Here is a 5,669-nt window from a genome sequence, read left to right as displayed (position 1 = left end):
CTGGAGCGGTCCGAGGCACTCTGGTTGATCCGGTAGGCTTCGGGGAGCAGGAACCGCTGATACCAAGCGGGTTGAATCTGGACGGTCTGAAGGCTGGTTCGCGGGTTTGACTCCCAAGCTTGAGGCGGGTAAGTTTGAAGGGTTGCCCCGGAGGCTGGCCGGTCTGGTTGGTTGATGGTGTGTGTCCGATTCTTGAGAACTCAACAGCGTGTCAAAAATCGATGCCAATTACCTCGTCCCGAGGCGCGGCGCGGTCACTCCATGAGGGGTGGTTGTGGGTGTCTTGGACGAATTATCCTTTGGTTGAATTGAACTTCTAGCTTATTTGAGCTGGTTGTTCGACTTCAGTCAGGTTTTCGAGCCCTTCATCGGGTTCAAAGTTTGCTCGGTCCTGGTCTTTTGATCGGGTGTCGGGTGTTTGAACATCAACGGAGAGTTTGATCCTGGCTCAGGACGAACGCTGGCGGCGTGCTTAACACATGCAAGTCGAACGGTGACGACAGGGCTTGCCTTGTCTGATCAGTGGCGAACGGGTGAGTAACACGTGAGTAACCTGCCCCAGACTCTGGGATAACCCCGGGAAACCGGAGCTAATACCGGATACGACGCGCCCCTGCATGGGGAGTGCGTGGAAAGTTTTTCGGTCTGGGATGGACTCGCGGCCTATCAGCTTGTTGGTGAGGTAATGGCTCACCAAGGCGACGACGGGTAGCCGGCCTGAGAGGGCGACCGGCCACACTGGGACTGAGACACGGCCCAGACTCCTACGGGAGGCAGCAGTGGGGAATATTGCACAATGGGCGAAAGCCTGATGCAGCGACGCCGCGTGAGGGATGACGGCCTTCGGGTTGTAAACCTCTTTCAGCAGGGAAGAAGCGCAAGTGACGGTACCTGCAGAAGAAGCACCGGCTAACTACGTGCCAGCAGCCGCGGTAATACGTAGGGTGCGAGCGTTGTCCGGAATTATTGGGCGTAAAGAGCTTGTAGGTGGTTTGTCGCGTCTGCTGTGAAAATCCGAGGCTCAACCTCGGACTTGCAGTGGGTACGGGCAGACTAGAGTGTGGTAGGGGAGACTGGAATTCCTGGTGTAGCGGTGGAATGCGCAGATATCAGGAGGAACACCGATGGCGAAGGCAGGTCTCTGGGCCATTACTGACACTGAGAAGCGAAAGCATGGGGAGCGAACAGGATTAGATACCCTGGTAGTCCATGCCGTAAACGTTGGGAACTAGGTGTGGGTCTCATTCCACGAGATCCGTGCCGCAGCTAACGCATTAAGTTCCCCGCCTGGGGAGTACGGCCGCAAGGCTAAAACTCAAAGGAATTGACGGGGGCCCGCACAAGCGGCGGAGCATGCGGATTAATTCGATGCAACGCGAAGAACCTTACCAAGGCTTGACATACACCGGAATCACTCAGAGATGGGTGCGTCTTCGGACTGGTGTACAGGTGGTGCATGGTTGTCGTCAGCTCGTGTCGTGAGATGTTGGGTTAAGTCCCGCAACGAGCGCAACCCTCGTTCTATGTTGCCAGCACGTGATGGTGGGGACTCATAGGAGACTGCCGGGGTCAACTCGGAGGAAGGTGGGGATGACGTCAAATCATCATGCCCCTTATGTCTTGGGCTTCACGCATGCTACAATGGCCGGTACAAAGGGCTGCGAAACCGCGAGGTGGAGCGAATCCCAAAAAACCGGTCTCAGTTCGGATTGGGGTCTGCAACTCGACCCCATGAAGTCGGAGTCGCTAGTAATCGCAGATCAGCAACGCTGCGGTGAATACGTTCCCGGGCCTTGTACACACCGCCCGTCAAGTCACGAAAGTCGGTAACACCCGAAGCCGGTGGCCCAACCCTTGTGGGGGGAGCCGTCGAAGGTGGGACTGGCGATTGGGACTAAGTCGTAACAAGGTAGCCGTACCGGAAGGTGCGGCTGGATCACCTCCTTTCTAAGGAGCAGTCATTTATGGCAGCCCGGTCTGTCCCCGAGTGTGGGGCAGCGGGTGCTCAAGGGTGGAACATCGATTATTTGGCGCCGACCTGGTCGTGTGTCTCAAGTACAAGCTCGTCTCTTCCCTCGGGGAGAGCAGCAGTGGAACGAGGCGGTGACGGGGGAGGTGCCTGACACGTTGTTGGGTCCTGAAGGATCGGACGACACGCGCCGGCTTCCTCTGTCGAGGGAGCCTGTGGTGTGTGCCGGCTGGTTTCTTCTGGTCGTGGGCCCTGCCGATCACGTGAGCTTTGCTCGTGTGGGGTGTGGGGTGCCGGTTGTATTTTGAGAACTTCACAGTGGACGCGAGCATCTTTGTGGCCAAGTTTTTAAGGGCACACGGTGGATGCCTTGGCACCAGGAACCGAAGAAGGACGTAGGAATCTGCGATAAGCCTCGGGTAGTCGATAACCAGACTGTGATCCGAGGATTTCCGAATGGGGAAACCCGGCTGGAGGCAAGTCCAGTCACCCGCACCTGAATATATAGGGTGTGTGGAGGGAACGTGGGGAAGTGAAACATCTCAGTACCCACAGGAAGAGAAAACAACAGTGATTCCGTGAGTAGTGGCGAGCGAAAGCGGATGAGGCTAAACCGGGCGTGTGTGATAGCTGTCAGGCGTTGCATGTCCGGGGTCGTGGGACCCGCCAGTCAGTTCTGACAAGCTGGCAGGGAGTGAGAAATCTGCGTCATAGTCGAAGAGCATTGAATGGCTCGGCACAGAGGGTGCGACCCCCGTAGACGAAATGGTGTGGACTCCCGGTGGATTTCCCAAGTAGCACGGGGCCCGAGAAATCCCGTGTGAATCTGGCAGGACCACCTGCTAAGCCTAAATATTCCCTGGTGACCGATAGCGGACAAGTACCGTGAGGGAAAGGTGAAAAGTACCCCGGGAGGGGAGTGAAATAGATCCTGAAACCGTGTGCCTACAATCCGTTGGAGCCTCCCGCCGTTGGGCGTGTGGGGTGACAGCGTGCCTTTTGAAGAATGAGCCTGCGAGTTAGTGCTCAGTGGCGAGGTTAACCCGTGTGGGGAAGCCGTAGCGAAAGCGAGTCCGAATAGGGCGCCCATAGTCGCTGGGTCTAGACCCGAAGCGGAGTGATCTACCCATGGCCAGGTTGAAGCGCAGGTAAGACTGCGTGGAGGACCGAACCCACTTAGGTTGAAAACTGAGGGGATGAGCTGTGGGTAGGGGTGAAAGGCCAATCAAACTCCGTGATAGCTGGTTCTCCCCGAAATGCATTTAGGTGCAGCGTCACGTGTTTCTTACCGGAGGTAGAGCTACTGGATAGCCGATGGGCCTCACCAGGTTACTGACGTTAGCCAAACTCCGAATGCCGGTAAGTGAGAGCGTGGCAGTGAGACTGCGGGGGATAAGCTCCGTAGTCGAGAGGGAAACAGCCCAGATCACCAGCTAAGGTCCCTAAGCGTGTGCTAAGTGGGAAAGGATGTGGAGTTGCTGTGACAACCAGGAGGTTGGCTTAGAAGCAGCCACCCTTTAAAGAGTGCGTAATAGCTCACTGGTCAAGTGATTCCGCGCCGACAATGTAGCGGGGCTCAAGCACACCACCGAAGCTGTGGCATTGACATACTGCTCGGCACCGACACCTGCGGGTTCGGTGTCCAGGCGTGTTGATGGGTAGGGGAGCGTCGTGTGGCCAGGGAAGCGGCGGTGTGAACCAGCCGTGGAGGCCACACGAGTGAGAATGCAGGCATGAGTAGCGAATGACGGGCGAGAAACCCGTCCGCCGAATAACCAAGGGTTCCAGGGTCAAGCTAATCTGCCCTGGGTAAGTCGGGACCTAAGGCGAGGCCGACAGGCGTAGTCGATGGACATCCGGTTGATATTCCGGAACCGGCGAAGAACCGCCCATGATGAACCCAGTGATGCTAAGTGCCTGAAGCACGCCCATCAACCCTTCGGGGTTACCGGGTGTGTGGAGCGCACGACCCGATCTGGTAGTAGTCAAGCGATGGAGTGACGCAGGAAGGTAGCCTCCGCGTGGCGATGGTTGTCCACGTCCAAGGGTGTAGGGCGCGATCCAGGCAAATCCGGATCGCATGACGCCTGAGACCTGATAGTGACCGCGAATGCGGGAAGAGGGTGATCCTATGCTGCCGAGAAAAACTTCTAGCGAGGTTCGAGCCGCCCGTACCCCAAACCGACTCAGGTGGTTAGGTAGAGAATACCAAGGCGATCGAGTGAATCGTGGTTAAGGAATTCGGCAAAATACCCCCGTAACTTCGGGAGAAGGGGGGCCCTGATCGTGACGACACTTGCTGTCCGAGCGTGATCGGCCGCAGAGACCAGGGAGAAGCGACTGTTTACTAAAAACACAGGTCCGTGCCAAGTCGCAAGACGATGTATACGGACTGACGCCTGCCCGGTGCTGGAACGTTAAGGGGACCGGTTAGCCTCACGGCGAAGCTGAGAACTTAAGCGCCAGTAAACGGCGGTGGTAACTATAACCATCCTAAGGTAGCGAAATTCCTTGTCGGGTAAGTTCCGACCTGCACGAATGGCGTAACGACTTCTCCACTGTCTCAACCACGAACTCGGCGAAATTGCACTACGAGTAAAGATGCTCGTTACGCGCAGCAGGACGGAAAGACCCCGGGACCTTTACTACAGCTTGGTATTGGTGTTCGGTACGGCTTGTGTAGGATAGGTGGGAGACTGTGAAGCCGTCACGTCAGTGATGGTGGAGTCAACGTTGAAATACCACTCTGGTCGTTCTGGATATCTAACCTCGGTCCGTGATCCGGATCAGGGACAGTGCCTGGTGGGTAGTTTAACTGGGGCGGTTGCCTCCTAAAAGGTAACGGAGGCGCCCAAAGGTTCCCTCAGCCTGGTTGGCAATCAGGTTTTGAGTGTAAGTGCACAAGGGAGCTTGACTGTGAGACAGACATGTCGAGCAGGGACGAAAGTCGGGACTAGTGATCCGGCGGTGGCTTGTGGAAGCGCCGTCGCTCAACGGATAAAAGGTACCCCGGGGATAACAGGCTGATCTTGCCCAAGAGTCCATATCGACGGCATGGTTTGGCACCTCGATGTCGGCTCGTCGCATCCTGGGGCTGGAGTAGGTCCCAAGGGTTGGGCTGTTCGCCCATTAAAGCGGTACGCGAGCTGGGTTTAGAACGTCGTGAGACAGTTCGGTCCCTATCCGCTGTGCGCGTAGGAAACTTGAGAAAGGCTGTCCCTAGTACGAGAGGACCGGGATGGACGAACCTCTGGTGTGTCAGTTGTTCTGCCAAGAGCACCGCTGATTAGCTACGTTCGGAAGTGATAACCGCTGAAAGCATCTAAGCGGGAAGCACGTTTCAAGATGAGGTTTCCAGGCCCGCAAGGGCGAGAGGCTCCCAGCTAGACGACTGGGTTGATAGGCCGGATGTGGAAGCACAGCAATGTGTGGAGCTGACCGGTACTAATAAGCCGATAACTTGACTCACAAAGATGCTACGCGTCCACTGTGCAGTTCCCGAGATACAAACGGGAACATGCAACCATGCAAGCCGACAGGCCACACGGCTGCATGACCACGATCTTGATATCTCCATAGAGTTTCGGCTGTCATAGCGAAGGGGAAACGCCCGGCTCCATTCCGAACCCGGAAGCTAAGCCCTTCAGCGCCGATGGTACTGCACTGGTGACGGTGTGGGAGAGTAGGACGCAGCCGGACA

3 rRNA genes are annotated in these 5,669 nt (G+C 56.7%); all 3 read left to right on the top strand.

From position 1 onward, the window contains the following. Nucleotides 1–425: 425 nt before the first annotated feature. A 16S ribosomal RNA gene (locus ACFQ2V_RS21195) occupies nt 426–1,947 on the top strand. 360 nt (nt 1,948–2,307) lie between these two features. After that, nucleotides 2,308–5,437 (top strand): 23S ribosomal RNA (locus ACFQ2V_RS21190). A gap of 114 nt (nt 5,438–5,551) precedes the next feature. Further along, nucleotides 5,552–5,668: ribosomal RNA gene (gene rrf / locus ACFQ2V_RS21185) — 5S ribosomal RNA — on the top strand. Together the 16S, 23S and 5S rRNA genes form the textbook arrangement of a ribosomal RNA operon. Nucleotide 5,669: the final 1 nt, after the last annotated feature.

The sequence above is a fragment of the Terrabacter terrigena genome, from assembly GCF_042676085.1.
In the GTDB taxonomy this organism is placed as follows: domain Bacteria; phylum Actinomycetota; class Actinomycetes; order Actinomycetales; family Dermatophilaceae; genus Terrabacter; species Terrabacter terrigena.
This window is presented reverse-complemented; position numbering and strand designations above follow the sequence as displayed.